This is a genomic window from Terriglobia bacterium (assembly GCA_035712365.1).
Lineage (GTDB): Bacteria > Acidobacteriota > Terriglobia > UBA7540 > UBA7540 > SCRD01.
In genome coordinates this window covers 135,918-157,559 of record DASTAW010000048.1, presented here as the reverse complement: position 1 = coordinate 157,559, position 21,642 = coordinate 135,918, and the positions used below count along the sequence as shown (strand labels likewise).

The following is a 21,642-nucleotide window of genomic DNA, read 5'->3' as shown; positions in this document are numbered from 1 at the left end:
TCTGCGAGTCTTCCGCGGCGGACCCGGGCCAGGTACAGAAAACGTCTTTGTGGCCCGGAAACCAAAACCCTAAAACAAGAGGTAGTTTCACAATGAAGAAAACGACTGTGCTTTTCAGCATGATGTTGCTGGCTGGCTTCGTCTGTTTGCCAAGCTCAATGCGCGCCTCAGGCAAACTCGAAGGACATCTTGCTTTGTTTCCAGCAGCCGCGTTGCCAGCGCCGGCGCCCGCCGCGCCTCAGGCCCAGGCCCGGGGATGGAAGAGCCGCGCCGAATATGATGCCTTTCAGGCTTTTGTCAAGGAAGCCGACGCGCAAAAGAGAATTTCGCTGATTCAGGATTTCATCAGTAAGTATGCCAATTCTGATTATCTCGCCAATGCGTATGTGGCCGAAATGCAAACCTATGTTCAACTCAACCAGACCACCAGCGCAATCGCGTCGGCCAAGAAGGCCCTGGCTGCTGACGCCGACAATCTGGACGCGCTTTCTTATCTGAGCTTCACGTTCCCTTACACATTCAAGGCTTCTGATGCGAACGCCTCGGGGGAATTGGCGACGGCCGGCAAAAACGCCCAGCACGGTCTGGAAGTTCTGCAAAACCTGAAGAAGCCCGCGGGCGTCACCGACGAACAGTTTGAGAAATATGTTCAGCCGAAAACAAAACGCGCGGTCTTCAACATAGCCGCCGGTTATGCCGCGCTGATGCAAAAAAATTATAGCGAGGCCATCAAATTCCTTGAAGCTGCAGAACAGGACCAGCCGGACAACGTGCTGATTTATTCCTTCCTTGGCCAGGCGTACTACAACGAAAACCCGCGGGACGTGAACAAAGCGATCTGGAGCCTGGCACGGGCCGCGATTTTGGCGGAGAGCAAGAACGGCCAGAATGCGGAACAGCTCAAGAAATCTTTCGGCCAGGTGTATGAGGCCCAGCACGGCTCCAATGAGGGAGAAGACAAGGTGCTGGAAGCCGCGAAGACTTCAGACAGCATGCCAGCCGGCTTTAGCGTAGCGCCGCCGCCACAACACAAGCCCACCGGGGACACCTACCTCGATGGATTTTATAAGATTGAGGACGCGCTCGCGGTGGGCGGTGATACGGCCGAACAAAACTGGTCGCAGTTGAAGGGCCAGCCCCTCGGTCTGGTAGGCCACGTGGACAGCGTTGACACCAGCAGCGATCCCAAAACCACTCTGGTCCGGGTGGACATCACTCCCGACGCACAAAGTAAGCCAGGAGTCTACGACATCGTCCTCCAGGATACGCAGCCAAACGCCAAGTACTTGCAGCCGGGCGATCCGCTGCGGTTCCAGGGAAACATCGAGGCTTATTCAACCACCCCTAATTTCAATCTCACCCTGAGTGACGTGAAGATTGATGAGGCCGTTTTGAAGGCCGCGCAGGAGAAGGCCGCAGCCGCCGCGCAGAAGAAAAAGAAGTGAGCGAACGGCCGGGGAAATAAATCCGAAGTTCCGTTCTTTCACATCAGCAACCAGCAGTGGAACTGGCGGTCTGGCCCCAGGCCGGTCCGCACTGAACCAATGGTGAAGGTGTTACAGGGCGCCGTATAGAGGGACTTCCAGCGGCGTTCGGGATTTTTGTCCTCAGGCGGTGGCCTGTCTTCGGCGCTTAGGCTGGCGGTCAATCTCCCAAGTCGCCAGCTTTCGGCTCAAAGTGTTGCGATGGATGTGGAGGACCTTGGCGGCTTTGGACAGATTTCCGTGGTTGTTCTCCAGGATTTTTCTGATGAATTGTTTTTCGAATTCGCAGACGGCATCCTCAAAGAGAATATCGTGTTCGACGAGTTGATTGACGACGGCATCGAGCTGGTTCTTCATCGACGCACTCCGATCCTACAGGTTCTTCTTCTCCGCTGAACGGGCTTCCATGGCTTTCTTGTCGGTTTCAATCATTTCCTTCTTGAATTTTTCAAAGCTGTCTCGGAAGCCGTTTCTCATGCTGGCGGGCATGGCAACGGCCAGGGCCCTCGATCCCGCGCTGAAATAAGGAGCCAGCGCCGACTTTTCAACAGTCCCCTGCTGGATGGCGAAGGCCATCATCACCAGAAGCATGACGCAATCAATCAGCACGCCACGGGCCAGGCCGAATATCCCGCCAAGAAAGCGGTCGAACCACTGAAGCTGAACCTGCTTGATCAACTTTCTGGCAGCCAGTGAGATGAGCCCGCCAGCCACCAGGACCGCGACAAACAACAGGAAGAAACTGACCCCGCGCGCAACGCCGGCGCTCCGCGTGAACCCCGTCAGCAGATGGGCCAGGCGCTCATAGTAAATCGCTGCAATAATCAGGCCGGCAATCGCCGAGGCCAGGGTAAGCAGCTCCGCGACAAACCCCTTTCGGATGGCCGTCACTACCGATACAAAAACGATGGTGGCGAGGACCCAGTCGAGCCAGTTCCAGTGTGCCATGCAGTTCTCTGCCCATTCAGAATCAGGAATTCAGCGCTCTGCCGGTCAGAAGCCGATAGGCATCCCTGTACTTCTGACTTGTTTTTTCGACAACCTCGGGGGGAAGAGGCGGCGCGGGAGGATTTTTGTCCCAGTGGATCGATTCCAGGTAGTCCCGCACAAACTGCTTGTCAAAGGAAGGCTGGGACCTTCCGGGCGCGTAGCTGTCTTTGGGCCAGAAGCGTGAAGAGTCTGGAGTGAGCATTTCATCGATCAGGATGATCTCATCTCCAAGCTGGCCCCATTCAAATTTAGTGTCCGCAATAATGATTCTGCGTTCCTCTGCGTACTTCCTCGCCTCCGTATAAAGCCGAATGCTCATGTCGCGGAGTTTTTCGGCAGCGTGTCTTCCAATCGTCTTTACGGCCTCCTCAAAGGAGATGTTTTCATCGTGGCCGGTCTGGGCCTTGGTGGCCGGCGTAAAAATCGGCTGGTCCAGGCGGCTCGATTCCATCAGCCCCGCAGGCAGCCTGATCCCGCAAACGGTGCCGTTCGAACGATATTCCTTCCACCCCGACCCGGCCAGATAACCTCTGACAACACACTCGATGGGGAACGGCTGGGCCTTTTTCACCAGCATCGAGCGCCCTTCGATTTCGTCCGCCATCGCCTGGAGTTCCTTCGGGTACTCCGACAAATCGGCCGTCAAAAAGTGAGTGGGCACAAGGCCCAGAAAGCGGTCGAACCAGAAACAGGAAAGCTGCGTCAGCACCCGTCCTTTGTCCGGAATCGGCTGGTCGAGAATGACGTCAAATGCGGAAATGCGGTCCGTGGCAACCACAAGAAGCTGGTCGCCACCCACGGCGTAAATGTCGCGTACTTTGCCGCGAGATAATAGTTCTACTCCTGGGAGGTTCGTCTCATGAATGATCAAGTGTGTGTCCCTTAATTGTGGAAGTCGGCAGTCATTAATTCTACGGCATCAGAAAATCATGTCAATGGGAAAGAAAAAGCGTACATTGTTCTGCACGGTACATGCGCAGCTAACGCGCGGTTGCATTTGAGTTGTGAGGTGTAGATAGGCGCAGGTCGATCGACCGGGGCATGAGCTTTCGCTGACGCCGATTACGCCGTGATGGCCACGGGCTCTTCCTCGAATGCTTCCAGTTGAACCGAAATCAGCTTTGAGACGCCGGGTTCTTCCATGGTTACGCCGTAGATGGCGCGCGCAATTTCCATGGTGGTCTTGTTGTGAGTGATCAGGATGAACTGTGTGGCAGCGCTCATTCTCTGGATCATGCGTGTAAAGCGGCCGACGTTGGTGTCGTCAAGCGGAGCGTCCACTTCGTCGAGCACACAGAACGGGCTTGGCGTGTAGCGGAAAATCGCGATCAGCAGCGCCAGCGCCGCCAGCGCTTTTTCACCGCCCGAGAGCAGCAGGATGTTCTGCAGGCGCTTGCCCGGCGGCTGGGCCACGATGTCGAGCCCGCTGTCGGGGTCTTCCTCATCGGTCAGCCGCAACTGACCGATGCCGCCGCCGAACAGCGTGCGGAACGACTCGGCAAAGTGAATGTTGATGGCCTTGAAGGCTTCCATAAACTGCAGGCGCGAGAGCCGGTCAATTTCCCGGATGGCCTGCGCGGTATCTTCGATGGAAGCAAGCAGGTCCTGCCGCTGGCTTTCCAGAAATTCATAGCGTTCTTCGGCTTCTTTTAGTTCTTCAAGCGCCATCATATTGAGCGGTCCGAGGTTGTCAATCTTCTTCTTGAGCTGGCGAACTTCTTCTTCCGCAAGCTCCAGGGCTTCGCCCACCAGGAATACTTCGGCGGCAAGTTCGGCAAGCAGAGTCTCGGGTTCCTGCTGAAGGGATTCGCGGCATTGCACGGCATGGTGATCGCGGTCAGATTCCGCTCGGGCCAGCGCGATCTCCACTTCGGAACGTTTTTCACGCGCCGCTTCATATCGCGCGCGGGCCTGCTCAACCTGCGGGCGCAGTTGGTCCCGCCGTGTCCGCACCGTTTGCAATTCATCGCCAACGCCCTGCAACTCCTGCTTCAGCCGGCTGTGAGTGTTTTCCAGCCCGGCATTGCGCGCCCGTTCCGAATCGGCTTCCGCGGCAAGCTGCCGCTGGTTTTCTTCCCAGCCGCTCACCTGCCGGGCAAGATAGTCCGCGCGGTCGCCCATTTCGCGCGCCTGGGCGGCCAGCCGCTCGCGCTCGGCGGCAAGCGCCCGAGTGCGCTCCTGGAGGGAACTGAAGCGGGCCTGGGCCTGCGCCAGGGCTTGCGCCCCGTGGTCAAACCGCTGCCGCTCCACACCTACCGTTTCAGAGCTGAAAGCGATCTCAGCCTCCAGCCGGACCTTTTCAGCTTCCTCGGCTTCAAGCTGGGCGCGTATCGCCACCTGCTTTGATTCGAGAGACAGGCGCTCAGCCTCAAGCCGCCGGCTCTCCTCTTCAAAAACACGCAGCCGCTCGATCGCGCGGGCAAGCGCCTGCTGCACCTGGCGCAGCCGCTCCGATCCCACCACGGAGTTCTTTTCTGACTCCTGCCGCGCCGCCGTCAGGCCGCCCAGTGTCGCCCCTAACGTTCGCACCTGCTCTTCAAACGCGGCCAGCCCGGTTTCCCGGGCCTGAATGGCTGATTCCACTTCCACCGTTCGGCGCTCCAGGTCACGGAAGTCGCGGCGCAGCGCCAGCGGTCCCGCGCTCGATCCGCGCCCGCCGGAAACCAGCCGATGGTGATAGTGCTCGCCGGAGCGCGTCACAAAGTGGCATTCGGGATATCCGGCAGCCAGCCGCTCCGCAGCCGCGGCATCCTCCACCAGGTAGGCCTTGTCGAGCGAGGGCAGCGGCGGGTCACCGTTCAGTCCCAACCGCGGCTCGAGGCGCACCATCTCACGCAGCGATGCCACCACGCCGGGCTCCTGGCTGATCTGGTGATGCCCGTTGCCGCTGAGGTGTCCGGCGGCGTCCGCGCGGGTCACAAAAAATGTTGACCGGCCCGTGCCTTCCGCCTGAAGGATCGCAATGCCGGAGCGCGCCTCAGCGTGCTGCTCAACCACCACGCAATCAAGTTCACTCTTCAGAAATTCTTCAACAACCTCCTCATATCCGGGAGAAACTTCCAGAAAATCGGCCAGCACGCCGAGTGGCCGGAAGTGATGGCCGTTCGAGGGGAACTCTCCGTTCAAAAGCCGCCGGACGCTTTCCGTTGAGTAGGCATGGCGCGCCAGCGACTCTTCAAGGGTCTGCTTGCGGGCCTGCATGCCGGAAAACTCGCGGCGAAGGTTTTCCAGGTCCCGCCTCTCCGCCGCTTCCGCCTTCTGCGCCTGGTCGAGTGCCGCAGCCGTTTGCGAAACCGATTCGGCAAGCTGCGCCAGCTCATTCTGGAAGCGTGCATTTTCCTGCGACAGCATTTCAAGTTCGGTCGAACTCTGCACGCGTTCGGCTTCAACGCCGGCGCGCTCCTCGCTGATCCTCGCTGCCTGCCGCTCGAGGGCGAGGCCCATTTCCTCCGCCTGCACAAGCTGATTGCGAAGGTTGGACGCCCGGCTGAGGCAGGCCAGCAGCGCCTGGCGAGACTGCTCGACGGCGCGTTCGGCCTCGCGGATGCGCTGGCCGAGTTCTTCCTGCTTTGCCTGCAGCCGCGCCCCGTCCTCTTCGGCAGACGCCTGTTCATGCAGCAGCGCCTCATGCTCCTGCGCCCGCAACTCGGCTTCCCGCTCCAGTGACTCCATGCGCGAGCGGACTTGTCCGCTCTCCTGTTTCGCGTCGGCGCTCCGCGAATCGAGCGCTGCAATCTGCTGGCGGATCTGCTCGAGCCGCGACTGCAAGCGTTGGCGTTCGAGTTCATTCTCGGAAAGCGTCTCGCGGATGGAAATCAGCCTGCCTTCCAGCTCTTCACAGCGAGCCGTGGTGCTCCGCTGTTCGTTCGTCAGCAGCTCAAGCCCCCTGCTCTCTTCCGCCGAGAGCTGCTGGAGCGTTTCAGAATCTTTGCGAAGCTGCTGGCACTGCGATTCAAGAATTCGCAACCGGGAGGCCAGAGTGATTTTCTGGCGGCCCATCATCTCGTCGTGCAGTTCCCGAAAGCGGCGAGCCTTCGACGCCTGGCGCTTCAGCGAGCTGACCTGCTTGATGACTTCTTCCAGAATGTCTGTGATGCGCGACAGGTTTCCGCGCGAGGATTCCAGTTTCAGCTCCGCCGCGCGCTTGCGGGCCTTGAATTTGGAAATGCCGGCGGCTTCTTCCAGGATCAGGCGGCGGTCCGACGGCTTGGAACTCAGAATCTGGCCGATGCGCCCCTGCTCGATGATGGCGTAGGACTCCGGGCCCAGGCCTGTGCCCATGAAGAGGTCCTGAATGTCGCGCAGGCGGCTGGCGCGGCCGTTGATGAGGTATTCGCTTTCGCCGTAGCGGAACAGCCGCCGGGTGACGGTGATGTGACCGGAGCCGTCCTTCAGGTAGCCTCTGTACACGGCGCGTTTGCCCGCTGCGCTCCGTTCGATTTCAGATGCTTCGCCTTTCGGGTTATCAGTGGAATCTGCGGAACGTACGGACTGTATTAAATCTGTGGAATCTGCGTAATCTGCGGATTGGGCCTTGACCGGTTCTGAGTCCTCCGCAGGTTCTTCACTGCTATCGTATTCGGGATCCGCAAGCGTCAGGCTCACTTCCGCCATGCCCGTCGGAGGCCGGCTGCCCGTTCCGTTGAAAATGACGTCTGTCATGCGCTCGCCCCGCAGCAGTCGCGCGCTCTGCTCGCCCAGCACCCAGTTCATGGCGTCTGACAGATTCGACTTGCCACACCCGTTCGGCCCCACGATGCTGACCGTTCCGTCCTGAAATTCCAAGCGTGTCCGGTCTGCAAACGACTTGAAGCCGAGCAGCTCCAATCTCTTTAATTTCAGCAAGGTAGTTGCCTCCAATCAAAACCGGAATTGTCTACACCAAGCGCCCCGCAGATGCACCTCAGGCACACGTCTTCTCCTGAAGTTTCGAAGGAAGCGCGCCACCCACACAGGTAGGTTCTCGCCGATTTTCCTCGACGCCCTTGCCGCTTTTTCTTTAACACGCTCGCCTTACCCGTCATGCCTTTGGCGCGCAACAAAAGGCTATAAGCGAGCTACCCCAAACACTTTGCTCAACCTACCACGATTCGCGAGTGCTGTAAAGTCAAAAAAACCCAATATCGTGGGGCAGAATTTCGCAGGATGCTAGATGTTGTGGTTTGGCTGGTTTCTGCAAACGACCGATGCGCTAGGGTTTCCAGCGCAAGATCGGCTTGCGGGCGGCGGCGGCCTCATCCAGGCGGCTGACACGGGTGGAGTGTGGGGCGTCCAAAACGAATTCCGGGTCCTCCTCAACCTCCTCAGCCACGGCCCGCATGGCTTCGATGAACTCGTCCAATTCTTCCTTGCTGGCGCTTTCCGTGGGTTCAATCATCATGGCACCCGGCACGATCAGCGGAAACGCGGTTGTGTAGGGGTGAAAACCGTAATCGATCAGCCGCTTGGCGATGTCCATGGTGTGAACCCCGCGCATGGCCTGGCGGCGGTCTGAGAGCACGCACTCGTGCATGCAGGGTTCGTTGTAGGGAAGATCGTAAAGGTCCTGCAGCCCCCGCATCACGTAGTTGGCGTTGAGCACGGCATCCTGGGTGGATTGCAGCAAACCTTCGGCTCCGTTGGCGGCCATAAAGGCCAGCGCGCGCACCACCATCCCGAAATTCCCGTAGAACGCGCGGACGCGGCCGATGCTCTTCGGACGGTCATAATTCAGGCTGTAAGTCCCGTCAGGCGACTGGATAACCGTAGGCGAGGGGAGATACGGATCAAGGACCTTCCTCACCGCAACAGGTCCCGAGCCCGGCCCGCCGCCGCCGTGAGGGGTGGTGAAGGTCTTGTGCAGATTCAGGTGCATGACGTCCACGCCAAAGTCGGCAGGACGCGCCACGCCCACCAGCGCATTCATGTTGGCCCCATCCATATAGACCAGGCCGCCCTTGCGGTGGACCAGTTCGCAAATCTCGCGAATACGGACCTCAAAAATGCCCAGCGTGTTCGGATTGGTCAGCATCAGCCCGGCCACTTCTTCCGTCATGGCGCGGTCAATCTCGGCGAGGTCGATACAGCCGTGGGCGTCGGATTTCAGGTTTCTCACCTGGTAGCCGGATGTGGTAACGCTGGCGGGGTTGGTGCCGTGCGCCGAGTCGGGAATCAGGATGTATTTTCGGGGGTTGCCGTGGTCCGCCAGGCAGGCCTGAATCATCAGGATGCCCGCCAGTTCACCCTGCGCGCCCGCCGACGGCTGCAGCGAAACTGCGTCCATGCCTGTTATTTCAGCCAGGCAGCGCTCCGTGTCGTACAGGATTTTCAGGCAACCCTGGGTGAGTTCCGCCGGCGCGTAAGGATGGTCTGTCGCCAGGCCTTCGAGGCGGGCCACCACTTCATTGATGCGCGGATTGTACTTCATGGTGCAGGAGCCCAGCGGATAAAGTCCCGTATCGACGCCATAATTCCAGGTGGACAGGCGCGTGAAGTGCCGGATGACCTCCAGTTCCGACACCTCCGGGAAGCCGGGGATGTCGTTCCGGCAGAGATCATCACCCAGGAGCTCAACCGCCGATGCAGCCTGGACTTCTGGCACGGGAAGATCAACACCGCATTTGCCGGGTGAACTCCGCTCGAAGATCAGGTTCTCGTCCCGTGTGATGTGCGGCCTGGCGTGGCGGGGACGTTCCTTCATGCTTTCTCCTGGCCAACCGTATGCGACACAGCGGAAGGCGCCGCGGCCCTGGCGTGTTTCTGTGCGGAAAATTCCTGGTACACCCTGACCATCCGGTCGAGAGCGGCTTTGTTCACCGTTTCGGTGACGCAAACCAGCAGGTGATTATTCAACTCAGGGTAGAAGCGTTCGAGATTGATGCCGCCCAGAATTTTCTCCTGCCGCAGGTCGCGCAGAAGCACCCCGGCATCGCCTGGCGCCTTGACGACGAATTCATTGAAGAACGGAGAGGCAAATGCGATGGACGCTCCCGGAACCTTAGCCAGCCGGTGGGCGGCATAGTGCGCTTTGCCAAGGTTATGCTCAGCCAGCGCCCGCAATCCCTGCTTGCCCAGCAGGCACAGATAGATGGTTGCGGCCAGAGCGCAAAGCGACTGGTTAGTGCAGATGTTTGAAGTGGCCTTCTCGCGCCGGATGTGCTGCTCGCGAGTGGCCAGGGTCAGCACGAATCCCCGGCGGCCCTGGGAATCCGTGGTCTGGCCCACCAGCCGGCCCGGCATCTGCCGCACAAACTTTTCACGCGTAGCGAGGAAGCCGACGTAAGGCCCTCCAAAGGCGACGGGCACGCCAAACGACTGCGCCTCGCCGCAGACGATGTCCGCTTCCGCCGGAGGATTGACCACCGCCAGCGAGAGCGGCTCATTCACTGTAACCACCAGCAAAGCGCCGCTTCGGTGGACAATCTCCGCGACTTCACTGAAACGTTCGATGACTCCAAGAAAATTCGGCGACTGAATGACGACGACGGCCGTTTCCTCATTCAGCGCCTTCTCGAGCGCAGCGAGATCAACTTGCCCGGAAGCTGCGTATGGGACTTCCGCGACTTCCGTCCCCAGGTGGCGCAGGTAGGTGGCCATCACCTCGCGGTACTCCGGATGCAGGGTGCGTGCCGCAACCACGCGATTGCGGCGGGTCAGCCGGAGGGCCATCAACACCGCTTCAGTTGTCGCTGTGGAGCCGTCATAAAGCGAGGCGTTCGACACTTCCATCCCGGTCAACTGGGTAATCAGCGTCTGAAACTCGAACATCGCCTGCAGCGTGCCCTGCGCAAGCTCGGCCTGGTAAGGCGTGTAAGCGGTAAAGAATTCGCCGCGGGAAAGCAGCGCGTCAACCGCCGCGGGCCGGAAGTGCGAATAAGCGCCAGCGCCCAGCAGCGACGCATGTTCGCGTGTGCTCCGGCTGGCAGCCTGCTTAAAGAATTCCAGAATTTCCTGTTCTGAAAGCGGGCCGGGCAGATCCAGACGGCCTTGAAGCCGGACCTGTTCAGGAATTTGAGAAAAGAGCTCTTCGATGGACCCGTGGCCAAGCGTCCGCAGCATCTCGGCACGGTCGCGCGGGGAGTTCGGGAGATAGCGCATTATTGCGACCCACCCTCCCGGATGTACTTCTCATATTGTTCCGACGACATCAGTTTTCCCAGCTCCTGAGCGTCCGACAGATGGACGCGGATCAGCCACGCCGCCGCGTGCGGGTCGGAATTCAGCAGCTCCGGATGCTCCTGGAGCTTGTCGTTGACGGCCGTCACTTCTCCGCTGACGGGAGAATAAATCTCTGAAACGGCTTTCACCGACTCCACCGTTCCAAAGATTTCAGCAGCCGTCACTGTGTCGCCTGACTTGGGAAGCTCAACATAGACAATGTCGCCCAGTTCCTTCTGTGCATGGTCGGTTATTCCGATCGTCCCGGTTTCGCCATCCACTCGAATCCACTCATGGTCTTTGGTGTATTGAAATTCTTCAGGGTACATGAGACCCGCGCTCCCTTATGATTAGCTTCGGGGCTGGTATTATTTTACCCCGTCTTCCCATCCTACTTTGGCCGTCTGTAAAAAGGTAGTATCACTTGCCTTGCCCGCGCCTGCCGCTGCCGGATTTCGATGGTGATCTCGTAGCCGGGCTGGGCTGCCTCCGGCGGCACATAGGCAAGGCCAATGTTTTTCTTCAGGAACGGCGCTGGTGAACCGCTGGTCACGAGGCCTGCCTTTTCGCCATCAATCCACACCGGGTAGCCGTCGCGGGCGATTCCGGGTTCGGCCATCTCAAAGCCCACCAGCCTTTTGCGCACGCCTTCCTGGCGCTGCTTCAGCAGTTCATCCCGGCCGAGAAATTCCCCCTTTTCGAGCTTGCAAATCCATCCGAGGTTGGCTTCCAGCAACGTGGTGTCTTCATCCAGTTCGTGGCCGTAAAGCGCGTACCCGGCCTCCAGCCGCAGCGTGTTGCGGGCGCCCAGGCCGGCCGGCTGCAGGCCGTCATCTTTTCCCGCTTCCAGCAGGGCATTCCACACGTGCACGGAATGCTCGGGTGAAAAATAAAACTCAAAGCCGTCTTCGCCGGTATATCCGGTCCTTGCCAGGATGCCTTCCACTCCGCAGCATTCAGCGGGCGAAAACCAGTAGGTACGGATGGGAGCAAGATCAAGTCCGGTCACCTTGCTCAAGATCGCCGCAGCCCGCGGGCCCTGCACGGCAAGCTGCGAATAGCGTGATGAAACGTTTTCCAGTTCCGCTCCCGCGGAGTTGTGCTCCACAAGCCACTTGAAATCTTTATCGGTATTGGCCGCGTTGACGCAGATAAAGTAATCGTTTTCACCCGTCCGGTGGACCACGCAATCGTCAATAGCACAGCCATTGGGTAACATGAGGGCGCTGTACTGTGCCTGGCGGTCGCTCAGGCGCGCCACGTCATTGCAGGTGATCGACTGGAGGAAGGCGAGCGCCTTGGGGCCGCGCACGGTGATCTCGCCCATGTGGCTGACGTCAAACAGGCCGGCCCGCGTCCGCACGGCCAGGTGCTCCTGGGCAATGCCCGAGTACTCGATGGGCATTTCCCAGCCGCCGAATTCCGTCATCCGCGCGCCCGCTGCCTTGTGGACAGAATAGAGCGCCGTCCGCTTTGGCCCGGACTCCGCCGGCGTCGCCAAATCCAATCCTCCCTGACCAAATGCTTGAATGATACTGAAAGATGGAAGTTATCACGCCCGCACGAAACGGGTCAAGAAATTGCGCCGCAACTGCAGTATGAAGTGTGAAGGATGAAGGATGAAGGATGAAAAAACCTCGGCCGGTCCTGTTTCATACTTCAGACTTCACACTCCATCCTTTGTGCGTTTCTATCCATCTTTGAGGGCATTTGAAATACAAGTTGCGAACGTCTTCCATTGACAAGCGCCACAAGCCGTCCTATACTCCTAATCATCTTAGGAGTGAAGCATGGACAAGCAGGCGCAGATTCTTCCCGGTACGCTCGACCTTCTCATCCTCAAGGCGGTCTCGCTCGGGCGCCTGCACGGGTACGGCATCCTGTTGCGCATCGGACAGATTTCCAGGGGAGCTCTGTCCATCGAACAGGGAGCGCTCTACCCGGCGCTGTTCCGGCTGGTCCGCCAGGGATTGCTGAAAACCGAGTGGGGGATTTCAGAAAACAAGCACAAGGCCAAGTACTACGAGCTCACACCGGCCGGCCGTAAACGGCTGCGCGAGGAAACCGAGGGCTGGAACCGGCTGGTAGCCGCCATCGGCGCGGCGCTGAAGACGGAAACAGGCGAGTTGTAGTGGTAGGTCGTAGCGCAGACCGCCGGCGTTGCGGTCTGCGGATTTCGGATAGAGAAAGAACCGCGGACCTCAAAATCGGAGGTTCGCGCTACCCCTGAACTCCTAACCTGTAGCGTTAAGTGGAGGAGATCATGAGATTGTGGTCGTGGCTTCGAACCGTCACGGGGTTTGTATTCCGCCGTTCCCGCATCGAGCGCGAAATGGACGAAGAGCTCCGCTCGCACCTCGAACTCCGGGCTGAGGACCTCGAGCAACAGGGCCTTTCCGAGCGAGAGGCGGAGCGCCAGGCCCGCGTCGAATTCGGCGGCTATCAGCGTTACAAGGAAGAATGCCGCGAAGCCCTGGGCACGCGCCTGCTGCAGGAACTCTGTCAGGATATTCGCTACGGCCTCCGCCAGCTTCGTCGCAACCCTGGTTTTACCATCGTCGCCGTTCTTACCCTCGCCCTTGGCATCGGCGCAAACACGGCGATCTTCAGCGTGGTTTATGCCGCTTTGATTCGGCCACTCCCCTACAGCGAACCAGGCAGACTGGTTTCGATCACCGAGCAGTGGCCGCACCTCGGCGTTTCCGGCCTGTCGTTCATCCCCAGCCCCGAGTACGTGGACTTTCGTGATCGCAATCGTGCTTTTGAGGGGCTGGCCGGATACGGCGGAGGCGTCACTCTCAACCTGACGGGAATCGATGAACCGGAACACATCGAAGGTGTGCGGGTTACAGCGACCTTCTTTCCACTTGTCGGTGTGCAGCCATTCTTGGGTCGCGCCTTTTTGCCCGACGAAGACCGTTCCGGTGGTCCGCGCGTCGTGGTATTGAGCAACGGGCTTTGGCAGCGGCACTTCGGATCGGATACCCGCATCATTGGGAGGTCCATCACGCTCGGGGATGCGAAATGGACCGTGATTGGAGTCATGCCGCCGAGCTTCCGGTTTCCCGACCAACGCAAGGCTGACGTCCTGATGCCGATTGATCTGCTCAATTCATCAAGCTGGTATGCCGCAAAGGACGACCTGAGAATGATCCACGTTCTGGGACGGCTCCGCCCACACGTCACGGTGGCACAGGCCGCTTCCGACCTGAATCGAATCCTGCGTGAGAGCGCTTCGAACGTGCCACCAATTTACGCGCGTATGCGCGAAGGCATGAAACTGTCAGTGACACCTTTATACGATAAGTTGCTAGGACGCATGCAGACGGCTCTCTGGACGCTGTTCGGGGCGGTCGTTTTCGTTCTCCTGATCGCGTGCGTCAATGTGGCCAATCTTCAATTGGCTCGTGCCGCGTCGCGACAGCGGGAAGTGGCCGTTCGTGCCGCACTGGGAGCCGGGCGGAAACGAGTTGCCAGGCAGTTGATGACCGAGAGTGTCCTGCTGGCCAGTCTGGGTGGTGCCGCCGGAGTGCTGTTAGCCTTCGCGGGTGTTCACTCTCTGCGTGCCCTCGGGCCACATGATATCCGTGGGCTCGAAAGCGCCGGAATCCAGGGCCCGGCTCTCGTCTTTGCTTTGCTGATAGCTCTGCTCACAGGCGTCCTGTTTGGTCTCGCACCTGTTGTCGCTGCGTCAGAGATTGATTTGAGTGAGGCGCTAAAGGAGAGCGCACCCGCGGCGCACGCAGGTCATGGGAGACGATTGCGCGCTGTGCTAGTGATGGTGGAAATGGCTTTGGCCTTGGCGCTTATGACTGGCTCGGGATTGCTGATGCGAAGTTTGATGCTCCTTACGGATGTCGATCTTGGCTTTAGTCCCGGCCAGCTCCTGACGCTGAGGATTCCTTTGCCAGAGAACAGGTATTCGAAGCCCGCGGCGCAGGCGGCCTTCTTCAGCCAGGTTCTGGATCGGGTCAAGGCCCTACCAGGAGTCGCCTCCGTTGCTGCCGGGGGTGGTCTCCCGATGATGGGCTATGGCGGCCTGGCCGGCCTCGTACTGGGCGGGCACCCCGAGCCACCGCCCGGAATGGCTCCCGATACTCCTTACACGGTAGTGAGCCCGGGCTATTTTAGGACTCTCGGTATTACGCTCGTCGCGGGCCGCGAGTTCAGCGAGTCAGATCGTGAGGGCGCGCCGGAGGTCGCAATCGTCAATCAGACCTTGGCTCGACGCTACTTCCCGAACCAGAACCGGCTGGGGAGAACCATCAAGATACGCGGGCAATGGCGGACGATTGTCGGCGTCATTCACGACGTGAAACAGGAGTCCCTTGACCAGAACGCCGCTCCCCAACTTTTTGCTCCATTCTTGCAAAGCCCGGACTCGGAGATGGTTCTTGCCATCCGCACCACACTCTCACGGCCCTTAAGTCTCGCCGCTGCGGTTCGCAGGCAGGTGCAGCTCATTGATAAGGATCAGCCGGTCTACGATGTTGCGACGATGGAAACCCGGCTGTCGGACTGGCTGGCGCCCCACCGATTCAGTGCGTTCCTGGTCGGATTGTTTGCCGCGCTCGCATTGGTCCTGGCGGCGGTGGGCGTCTACGGCTTGATGTCCTACTCGGTCGCCGAGCGCACCCGCGAGTTCGGTATCCGTCTGGCGCTCGGAGCGCGGCCTCAAGAAGTTTTGAGTGGCGTAGTTGGGCAAGGGCTAAAACTGGCGCTGATTGGCGTGGCGATCGGCATCGCAGGCGCTCTGGCGCTCACACGGTTCCTGGCCAGCCTGCTTTTTGGCGTGAAGCCCACTGACCCGCTTACGTTTATCGCCGTTTCGCTCATCCTGATTGCCGTCGCGCTCGCGGCCTGCTACATCCCCGCCTGCCGTGCCGCGAAAGTTGATCCGATGGTAGCGTTGAGGTATGAATAAGGCAGTGGCTAGTGGTTAGTGGTTAGTGAGTGGAAGGAAACGCTGTAGCGGCGCGTTTATCGCGCCATTTGCGAATTGTGATTTGCGATTGGTGATTGAAAAGGCGCAATTACAAATTACGAGTTATGAATGCCCCTGTGGTTCTGGGCTTTGCGTCCCGAATTCACTGTCACGAACCTTGGAAACTCCCGCACAGAACTCATCTTTCATAATTCAGCATTCATAATTTTCCTCGAAAACATCCTCGAATTCTCGCGTTGCCGCGTCGTCACCTTAATTGCCGCTGGTTTGGGCCGTGTGGTAAGGTTACAGGTTGGCTGTGCAGGGGCCTCGCGGGCCGTGGGGCCAGGTTCTGCAATGCCTTCTGAATCCAGCTTATGGCCAGGAAAACCGAGGAACAGGCAGAGAAAGCGCCGAGGGAGGCCGGCAAGCCTTCCGGCACACCGCCCTCGACCGGCAGCCTGTTCGGCCTGTGCTTTGCTGCGTGGCTGGTCCCCGGTCTTGGACATTTCCTTCAGGGCCGCAAATGGCGGGCCCTGGTGTTGTTTCTGGCCATTGTGGGAATGTTTGCTTTCGGTCTGGCGATGCAGGGGCAGTTTTTTGCCACCGGCTCCGGTTCATATCTGCACACGCTGGGCTACTTTGCGGAGCTTTCCACCGGACTACCCATGCCGGCGGCCACCTTCTTCGGCTATGGAGGCGGCGACACTTTTTTTGTCTGCTCGGATTATGGTACGGCGTTTTTGATCTCCGCCGGCATGCTGAACATTCTGACGATCCTTGACACGTACGACATCGCGGTGGGAAGAAAGGCTTAGCAGGTTTCCGAAAGATCCGGCGTAGCGGCGGGTTCATCCTGCCATAAGGCCCATGCTTTCAACGTGAGTTGGCGGCGTAAAGCCGCCGCTACAGTCTTTTTCAGCGTCCTGTTGAAGCTGGCAGCCGGCGATGATTGCCCGGCAAGGTGAGAAAAATGGTCCTCTCTCATTTTGAAGCTCTGGTGCTGTTTTCCTTCCTGGTCTCCGTGGTGTTTGCGATTCTCAGCAAGCAGACACTGCGGGAGCAGGTGATTTACGGCGCCAAGGTTTTTGTTGCCTTTGTCGGCATCGCCTTGCTGCTCGGCTGGATCATGCTTCCCTTTGCATGAGTCCGTCTTCGTATTCTCTTCTAAATCCTATTCACAATGCCGCGATTGCTTCATCTTTTGGAAACCAGGTCGCCGTAGGCAGGTAGCAGCTTGTACTTGTGCTCCCAGGTGGTGTACATGATGCCGACGGCGCCGGGCGTGCGGTCGAGCGACTCCAGCCAGCCCTTTGGATTGTCAAGGTTGTCGGCGTCATAGTAAGCCCCGGCAAGCGTGTGATATCCCAGTTTGGAAAAGAACGGCAGGCTCAGGTTGCGTTTTTCGTAGTACCAGCAGGCGATCACCAGGTCCTTCGGCAGATATTTCCATGCGCCTTCAAAGCTGCCGTCGATCAGGTAATACTGCTTGCGGGCGTTGTGGTTCGGATCAAACATGTCGGACCACACAAAAACCTGCGCGCCGGGATTGGCGGCGTGAATCATCTCCGCCTGCCTTTTGACGCAATCTCCGAGTATTTCCGCCATCGGCAGACGGCGGTCTTTGCATGCCTTGCAGAAGCCGCCGATGCGGACTTCATCCATGCTGAGGAAGTATTTTTTCGGCGCGAGGTATTTTTCGATCAGCGGAATCTGCCTTTTCCAGATTTCGTAGACCTCCGGTTCAGACATGTCGATGGGGACCTGGCCGTGGTAGATCATCAAACTATGGAAGTAATCCACACGCAGGCGGTCACCGGGACGAATGCGGCTGCCCGCAGGCAGGTGAATCGAGGGGCCGACGTGGTCCCATCGGAAGTTGAGTTGAGGATCGGCGATGGGAGCATAATCCGGTCCCTCATCGTACGCCTCGCCCGTCTTCTCATTTCGAACCACCACGGGCGTCCCCGGCCGGCGCAGAACATTGGTGAGGCCGACTTCTTCCATCTCCACGTCATCCACCCAGACGCTGCCGCTTTTGCCGTCCGCGATTCCGACGCGAAAACTCACCCGGTCTGCGTACCAGCTATTGAATGCCCAGTCCAACCGGTTCCAGTCACTGGTTGCCTTCAGGGGATGCTCCAGGTAGGAAAGATTACGACCGTCCGGCGCGATGGCCCAGAAATGGAAGCGCGTTTCCGGCGACACATCCTCGGTTTTGACCCAGCAGCGCATCCGATAGCAGCAGTAAGGAGTGGTGCGGATGTCCTGCGCCAGGTAACTGTCACCTGAGGAGCCGTTAAAATTCGAGAAACGAACGGAAACCTTCCCGGAGTGGAACACCGCCGTGTCGATTGACGCGGAGGCTCCGTGAACGGAAAAGCCCGTGGGAAGATTTCCCTGCCGTTCTTCAAATCCGCCGTTCAAGAGCTTTGCAGGCGAATCGGGAACGAAGCGCGCTTCATGTTCGGCGGCAACGAACAGCGCGCCATGGACCGGCAATCCTGCGGCAAGGTTCCTGTTGTGGGCCAGCACGCCGCTGCCATACCCTACGCTGAAACCCAGCGGTATGATTTCCACTTTCAGGCTGTCGCAGGTTTTCTTCAGGCGTGTGAGCCGCTCGAGGTAGTCCTGAGGCTTCAAATCGAGTTGATCGAACCCTGAAGAGAGCAGCATGCCGTTCAACCCATGGCTGGAGGCTGTGTGCGCGATGCCCTGCACGCGTTCCAGTTCTTCGTCACTCGCGAGGCCGGTTGGAACGTAAACCCACCGATCGGGGTAAATCCTTGGGTCGTCGAAGGCCAGAGCTTCGAGCGAAGCCGTAGCGGCTGCGCCTGCTTGCAAAAATTGTCTTCTGCTAATGGAATGCATCGGAAGATGTCTCCGCCATGGAATGATTTTCGACGCACAACAATACCACACGGCAAATGCTGCGGAGAGATAATCTCACATCGCCTTCGGCCTGCTGCCGGCGGCGTGAATTACCGGCCTGGCGCGCGTTAACAAAGCCCAAACCCACAGGCGCGAGGAGCAGTTTTCCATCTTTCTCTTGATCTCTCCGAGAAATGCGATATTCTGCCCAAGCCCGCTGAAGGCTGAGATTATATGGATAATTCCAACGGAATAGCATCCGGCGCACCGTACAACCCGGTCCCTCCCATTGCCATCAGCAACACCCGGCGCTGGGTGGTGATGTGGCTGCTGTTTGCCGCGTCGATCATCAACTATCTGGATCGCACCACCATTTCGTTTGCTCTGCCGCTGCTATCTCACGATCTCCACCTGGGTCCGGAGTCCAAGGGAGTTCTGCTCTCTGCATTCTTCTGGTCCTACACGCTGATGCAGATTCCCATCGGGCTTATGGCAGACCGCATGAATCTGTTGTGGGTGTACGCCGGAGCTTTTGCGCTGTGGTCCGTGGCGCAAGGGCTCACGGGGCTGGCCGGCACGCTGACCGTCCTCATCCTGCTTCGCGTGCTGCTGGGATTTGGCGAATCCATCTATCTGCCGGGCGGCACGAAGATTGTCAGCCTGATGTTCGGCCGCCTGGAACGCGGCCTGCCCTCAGGCTTCTTTGATTCCGGCACCCGCTTCGGCCTCGTCCTGGGAGGACTTGCCATTCCCTGGCTGCTGGTCCATTACGGATGGCGAGACGCCTTTGTGCTGATCGGAATCCTGGGCCTCATCTGGCTGGTTCCCTGGTTTTTTGCTTTCCCCGCCTCGCTCGCAAACAGGGCAGAAACCCAAGCGTTAGCTTCCAGCCGGCAAGCACGCCCGCGCTTCAGGCTGGCGCATTTTGACCGCAATCTGCTGGGGGTCTGCCTGGGCTTTTTCTGTTTCGATTATTTCTGGTACCTGATGCTGACGTGGCTCCCGGATTACCTGTACGAGGCGCGACACTTGAGCATCATCAAGGCGGGACTTTTTTCCGCCCTCCCCTACGCCGTCTTTGGTGTTTGCCAGCCGCTGGGAGGCTGGATTTCCGACCGCCTGATCAGCCGCGGCTGGGACCCGACCCGGACGCGCAAAGGTATCATCTCTTTTGGCTTCGCGTTTGGCCTGCTGATGATTCCCGCGGCGTTTGCTGACAGCGCCAACGTGGCCGTTGCCTTGATCGTCGGCGCGGGCCTGGTGGGACTCTCGACCGCCAACCTTCTGGTGATGGTGCAACTCTGCGCGCCGTCAGAAGAAATCGGGGTCTGGACCGGCTTCCTGAATTTTGCGGGAAACATCGGAGGCATTACGGCGCCGCTGATTACGGGTTTCTTGATTGCCTGGACCGGCTCGTTTGTCGCCGGTTTTGTGCTGGGGCCGCTGCTGTTGGTGAGCGGCCTGCTCGCCTACTGGTTCGTTGTCGGCAAGCTCGAATCCCCGGCGGACTCGGAGGCCGCCGCGACTGCGGATTCCTGACTCAGGAATTGACGCGCAGGCATCGCCGTGCCGCGGCTGGCTGATCTTCACCCGAAATGATTAAAGGTAAAATAGACCAACATGATTCTTCCGCTCACTCCAGTCCGCCTGAAGCGCCATGCCGCCCGCATTTTCGGAAACAAGGAAGGCGTAGTCTGCGAAAACCTGCGGTTCACGTATCGCCAGTTTGACGAGCGCTGCGACCGGCTCTCAGCCGCGCTGCTCCGGCTGGGGCTTAAGAAAGGCGAGCGCGTTGCCTTCCTGAGTTTCAACTGCCATCGGTTGCTGGAGGGTTACTACGGCGTTCCTCAAGTGGGCGCCATCCTGCTGCCGCTCAACATCCGTCTGGCGCCGGAAGAATTGGCTTATATCTTGAATGATGCCGATCCCGCCTTGCTTTTCTTCGATCCCGAGTTTATCCCGCTCCTTGAAACTCTGCGGCCGCGCATCCCGTCCGTCAGGCACTATGTTGCTCTTCGCAGCAGCCCGCCCGAGTGGGCGCATCCCCAATCCTACGACGAGGTTCTGGAGGAAGCAGAGCCTGCAAGAATCGATTACCGCGAGATTGATGAGAACTCGGTGGCCGAGCTTTTCTACACCAGCGGAACAACGGCCTATCCCAAGGGCGTGATGCTCACGCACCGCAACCTCTATCTTCACGCGTTTTACAAGCTGCAGGCGGATACGGAAACTGACAACGAGGTTGGAATCTACACGGTCCCGCTATTTCACGTGAACAGTTGGGGAACGCCGCACTCCCTGACGCTGCTGGGCGGAAAGCATGTGATCATCAGAAAGTACGATCCTCTCACCGTGCTCGAGCTGATCCAGACCGAGCGCGTGTCACAGATTCAGATGGTGCCCACCATGGTTACTGCGATGCTAAACCACCCCGATTTTTCTCGCTATGATGTTTCCAGTGTCAAGGTGATGTTTGTCGGCGGGGCGCCTTGCAACACGAGGCTGATTCGCGAGATTGAAGAAAAATTGCCCGGCTGTGTGGCGAAGGGCGGTTACGGCTTGACGGAAACTTCCCCGGTTATTTCCATTGCCAGCATCAAAGACCACTTGGCGGGCGAGTCGCGCGAAGTTCTCGACCGCCGCAAGGCGACCGCGGGCTGGGCGTTGGCGGGCGCCGAAATTCGCGTGGTGGATCTGCGTGGCAATGATGTGAAGCCCGACAGCGGCGAAGTGGGCGAGGTGATTGTGCGCAGCGACGTGGTGATGGCCGGCTATTGGAAGCAGCCGGAAGCTACCGCGTATGCCATCCAGGACGATTGGTTCCACACCGGCGACCTGGCCACCATCGACGAAGAAGGTTATGTCCTGATCGTCGATCGCGCGAAGGACATGATCTTGAGCGGAGGCGAAAATATCGCCTCGGCGGAGATTGAGCGCGTCCTGGGCGGTCATCCGGCAGTGCTGGAATGCGCGGTGATTGCCGTCCCGGATGATAAGTGGGGCGAAGTCCCGAAGGCGCTTGTGGTGCTCAGGGCGGGGCAGAGCGCCACCGGGTGCGAAATCCTTGACCATTGTCGCTGCCACCTGGCCGGATTCAAAGTTCCCAAATCATTGGAATTCCTCGAGAGTCTACCCAAAGGCGGCACCGGCAAGATCCTGAAAAAGGTGCTGCGGGAGCCTTACTGGGCGGGGCGCGAGCGCCGCGTGCAATGACCCGCCGGTCTTCAGGCGCTACAC

At 59.1% G+C, this 21,642-nt stretch carries 16 protein-coding genes; 7 read left to right on the top strand and 9 right to left on the bottom strand.

Features of this window, described 5'->3' with window-relative positions:
- Nucleotides 1–92: 92 nt before the first annotated feature.
- Nucleotides 93–1,445, top strand: a complete 1,353-nt coding sequence (locus VFQ24_14785) for a hypothetical protein (protein HET9179621.1) — start codon at nucleotides 93–95, stop codon at nucleotides 1,443–1,445.
- 162 nt (nucleotides 1,446–1,607) lie between these two features.
- Here the strand turns inward: VFQ24_14785 and VFQ24_14780 are convergent, their stop codons facing one another.
- The 8 genes from VFQ24_14780 to gcvT form a co-directional block, all read right to left on the bottom strand.
- On the bottom strand, nucleotides 1,608–1,841 hold the full coding sequence (locus VFQ24_14780) for a helix-turn-helix domain-containing protein (GenBank protein ID HET9179620.1): 234 nt from the start codon (nucleotides 1,839–1,841) through the stop codon (nucleotides 1,608–1,610).
- Between the two features lie 15 nt (nucleotides 1,842–1,856).
- The gene (locus VFQ24_14775; protein HET9179619.1) at nucleotides 1,857–2,432 is read right to left on the bottom strand and encodes a CvpA family protein; all 576 of its coding nucleotides are present in this window, start codon (nucleotides 2,430–2,432) and stop codon (nucleotides 1,857–1,859) included.
- A gap of 22 nt (nucleotides 2,433–2,454) precedes the next feature.
- The gene (locus tag VFQ24_14770) at nucleotides 2,455–3,345 is read right to left on the bottom strand and encodes a phosphoribosylaminoimidazolesuccinocarboxamide synthase (protein HET9179618.1); all 891 of its coding nucleotides are present in this window, start codon (nucleotides 3,343–3,345) and stop codon (nucleotides 2,455–2,457) included.
- Nucleotides 3,346–3,536: 191 nt separating this feature from the next.
- The gene (gene smc / locus VFQ24_14765; GenBank protein HET9179617.1) at nucleotides 3,537–7,319 is read right to left on the bottom strand and encodes a chromosome segregation protein SMC; all 3,783 of its coding nucleotides are present in this window, start codon (nucleotides 7,317–7,319) and stop codon (nucleotides 3,537–3,539) included.
- 346 nt (nucleotides 7,320–7,665) lie between these two features.
- Entirely contained in the window at nucleotides 7,666–9,153 is a 1,488-nt protein-coding gene (gcvPB, locus tag VFQ24_14760; GenBank protein ID HET9179616.1) for an aminomethyl-transferring glycine dehydrogenase subunit GcvPB, read from the bottom strand.
- A complete protein-coding gene (gene gcvPA / locus VFQ24_14755; protein HET9179615.1) occupies nucleotides 9,150–10,550 on the bottom strand; it encodes an aminomethyl-transferring glycine dehydrogenase subunit GcvPA in 1,401 nt (466 codons plus the stop codon). The genes gcvPB and gcvPA overlap by 4 nt, the downstream gene beginning before the upstream one ends.
- Nucleotides 10,550–10,939, bottom strand: a complete 390-nt coding sequence (gene gcvH, locus VFQ24_14750) for a glycine cleavage system protein GcvH (GenBank protein HET9179614.1) — start codon at nucleotides 10,937–10,939, stop codon at nucleotides 10,550–10,552. Before gcvH ends, gcvPA begins: the two co-directional genes overlap by 1 nt.
- A 62-nt stretch (nucleotides 10,940–11,001) precedes the next feature.
- On the bottom strand, nucleotides 11,002–12,111 hold the full coding sequence (gene gcvT, locus VFQ24_14745; GenBank protein ID HET9179613.1) for a glycine cleavage system aminomethyltransferase GcvT: 1,110 nt from the start codon (nucleotides 12,109–12,111) through the stop codon (nucleotides 11,002–11,004).
- A 289-nt stretch (nucleotides 12,112–12,400) separates the two neighbouring features.
- Between gcvT and VFQ24_14740 the strand changes: the two genes are divergently transcribed.
- The 4 genes from VFQ24_14740 (at nucleotide 12,401) to VFQ24_14725 (ending at nucleotide 16,681) form a co-directional block, all read left to right on the top strand.
- The gene (locus VFQ24_14740; protein HET9179612.1) at nucleotides 12,401–12,742 is read left to right on the top strand and encodes a PadR family transcriptional regulator; all 342 of its coding nucleotides are present in this window, start codon (nucleotides 12,401–12,403) and stop codon (nucleotides 12,740–12,742) included.
- A gap of 131 nt (nucleotides 12,743–12,873) precedes the next feature.
- A complete protein-coding gene (locus VFQ24_14735; protein HET9179611.1) occupies nucleotides 12,874–15,534 on the top strand; it encodes an ABC transporter permease in 2,661 nt (886 codons plus the stop codon).
- A gap of 377 nt (nucleotides 15,535–15,911) precedes the next feature.
- Nucleotides 15,912–16,352 (top strand): DUF6677 family protein, encoded by a 441-nt coding sequence (locus tag VFQ24_14730; GenBank protein HET9179610.1) that lies wholly within the window; start codon nucleotides 15,912–15,914, stop codon nucleotides 16,350–16,352.
- A gap of 155 nt (nucleotides 16,353–16,507) precedes the next feature.
- Nucleotides 16,508–16,681, top strand: coding sequence for a hypothetical protein (locus VFQ24_14725; GenBank protein ID HET9179609.1), 174 nt, complete (start codon nucleotides 16,508–16,510; stop codon nucleotides 16,679–16,681).
- Between the two features lie 50 nt (nucleotides 16,682–16,731).
- On the opposite strand, the gene VFQ24_14720 is transcribed toward VFQ24_14725, so the two are convergent.
- Complete coding sequence (locus tag VFQ24_14720) at nucleotides 16,732–18,378, bottom strand: hypothetical protein (protein ID HET9179608.1); 1,647 nt, start codon at nucleotides 18,376–18,378, stop codon at nucleotides 16,732–16,734.
- A 261-nt stretch (nucleotides 18,379–18,639) separates the two neighbouring features.
- On the opposite strand from VFQ24_14720, the gene VFQ24_14715 reads away from it, so the two are divergent.
- Entirely contained in the window at nucleotides 18,640–19,944 is a 1,305-nt protein-coding gene (locus tag VFQ24_14715; protein ID HET9179607.1) for an MFS transporter, read from the top strand.
- Nucleotides 19,945–20,025: 81 nt separating this feature from the next.
- A complete protein-coding gene (locus VFQ24_14710) occupies nucleotides 20,026–21,618 on the top strand; it encodes a fatty acid--CoA ligase (protein ID HET9179606.1) in 1,593 nt (530 codons plus the stop codon).
- Nucleotides 21,619–21,642 lie beyond the last annotated feature (24 nt).

Coding starts and splice junctions, on each gene's coding strand:
- gcvPA (HET9179615.1), bottom strand. CDS start 10,550: ATGCGCTATCTCCCGAACTCCCCGCGCGACCGTGCCGAGATGCTGCGG.
- VFQ24_14780 (HET9179620.1), bottom strand. CDS start 1,841: ATGAAGAACCAGCTCGATGCCGTCGTCAATCAACTCGTCGAACACGAT.
- VFQ24_14775 (HET9179619.1), bottom strand. CDS start 2,432: ATGGCACACTGGAACTGGCTCGACTGGGTCCTCGCCACCATCGTTTTT.
- gcvH (HET9179614.1), bottom strand. CDS start 10,939: ATGTACCCTGAAGAATTTCAATACACCAAAGACCATGAGTGGATTCGA.
- VFQ24_14710 (HET9179606.1), top strand. CDS start 20,026: ATGATTCTTCCGCTCACTCCAGTCCGCCTGAAGCGCCATGCCGCCCGC.
- VFQ24_14715 (HET9179607.1), top strand. CDS start 18,640: ATGGATAATTCCAACGGAATAGCATCCGGCGCACCGTACAACCCGGTC.
- gcvPB (HET9179616.1), bottom strand. CDS start 9,153: ATGAAGGAACGTCCCCGCCACGCCAGGCCGCACATCACACGGGACGAG.
- VFQ24_14785 (HET9179621.1), top strand. CDS start 93: ATGAAGAAAACGACTGTGCTTTTCAGCATGATGTTGCTGGCTGGCTTC.
- VFQ24_14730 (HET9179610.1), top strand. CDS start 15,912: ATGGCCAGGAAAACCGAGGAACAGGCAGAGAAAGCGCCGAGGGAGGCC.
- VFQ24_14740 (HET9179612.1), top strand. CDS start 12,401: ATGGACAAGCAGGCGCAGATTCTTCCCGGTACGCTCGACCTTCTCATC.
- VFQ24_14735 (HET9179611.1), top strand. CDS start 12,874: ATGAGATTGTGGTCGTGGCTTCGAACCGTCACGGGGTTTGTATTCCGC.
- VFQ24_14725 (HET9179609.1), top strand. CDS start 16,508: ATGGTCCTCTCTCATTTTGAAGCTCTGGTGCTGTTTTCCTTCCTGGTC.